Source organism: Paracraurococcus ruber (assembly GCF_004353985.1).
Lineage (GTDB): Bacteria > Pseudomonadota > Alphaproteobacteria > Acetobacterales > Acetobacteraceae > Paracraurococcus > Paracraurococcus ruber.
The window spans coordinates 1-1,192 of record NZ_SMOA01000586.1 but is presented as its reverse complement, the minus strand read 5'-3'; the positions used below and the strand labels follow the sequence as shown (position 1 = coordinate 1,192).

1 protein-coding gene is annotated in these 1,192 nt (G+C 66.9%); it reads right to left on the bottom strand.

Annotated elements, in window-relative coordinates; genetic code table 11:
• A partial coding sequence (gene tuf / locus E2C05_RS31920) for an elongation factor Tu (protein WP_133223614.1) occupies positions 1–1,187 on the bottom strand: 1,187 nt, incomplete at its 3' end.
• Between the last annotated feature and the right edge of the window lie 5 nt (positions 1,188–1,192).

Genomic DNA, 1,192 nt, shown 5'->3' with positions numbered 1-1,192 from the left:
TACTTCACGATCTCGGCGACGACGCCGGCGCCGACGGTGCGGCCGCCCTCGCGGATGGCGAAGCGGAGCCCCTGGTCCATGGCGATCGGCGCGATGAGTTCCACGTCCATCGTCACGTTGTCGCCCGGCATCACCATCTCGACGCCCTCGGGCAGCTTGACGATGCCGGTCACGTCCGTGGTCCGGAAGTAGAACTGCGGCCGGTAGTTGGTGAAGAACGGCGTGTGCCGGCCGCCCTCTTCCTTCGTCAGGATGTAGGCCTCGGCCTTGAAGCCGGTATGCGGCGTGATGCTGCCGGGCTTCGCCAGCACCTGCCCGCGCTCCACGTCCTCGCGCTTCGTGCCGCGCAGCAGCGCGCCGATGTTGTCGCCCGCCTCGCCGCTGTCCAGCAGCTTGCGGAACATCTCGACGCCGGTCACCGTCGTCTTCACGGTGTCCTTCAGCCCGACGATCTCCACTTCCTCGCCCACCTTGACGATGCCGCGCTCGACCCGCCCGGTCACCACCGTGCCGCGGCCCGAGATCGAGAACACGTCCTCGATCGGCATCAGGAACGGCATGTCCTTCGGACGCTCCGGCTGCGGGATGTAGCTGTCCACCGCCCGCATCAGCTCGAGGATCGCCTGCTCGCCGATCTCCGCCTGCTTGTCCTCCAGCGCGCACAGCGCCGAGCCCTTGACGATCGGGATGTCGTCCCCCGGGAACTGGTAGGAGGACAGCAGCTCGCGCACCTCCATCTCCACCAGCTCGACCAGGTCGGGGTCGGCCATGTCCATCTTGTTCAGGAACACCACCAGCGCCGGAACGCCGACCTGCCGCGCCAGCAGGATGTGCTCCCGCGTCTGCGGCATCGGCCCATCGGCCGCCGAGACCACCAGGATCGCGCCGTCCATCTGCGCCGCGCCCGTGATCATGTTCTTCACGTAGTCGGCGTGGCCAGGGCAGTCCACATGCGCGTAGTGCCGGTTCTGCGTCTCGTACTCGACATGCGCGGTCGAGATCGTGATCCCGCGCGCCTTCTCCTCCGGCGCCTTGTCGATCTGGTCGTACGCCGTGAAGGTCGCACCACCCGTCTTCGCCAGAACCTTCGTGATCGCCGCCGTCAGCGACGTCTTGCCATGGTCAACATGGCCAATCGTCCCGATGTTGCAGTGCGGCTTGTTCCGCTCAAACTTCGCCTTCGCCATCGTCG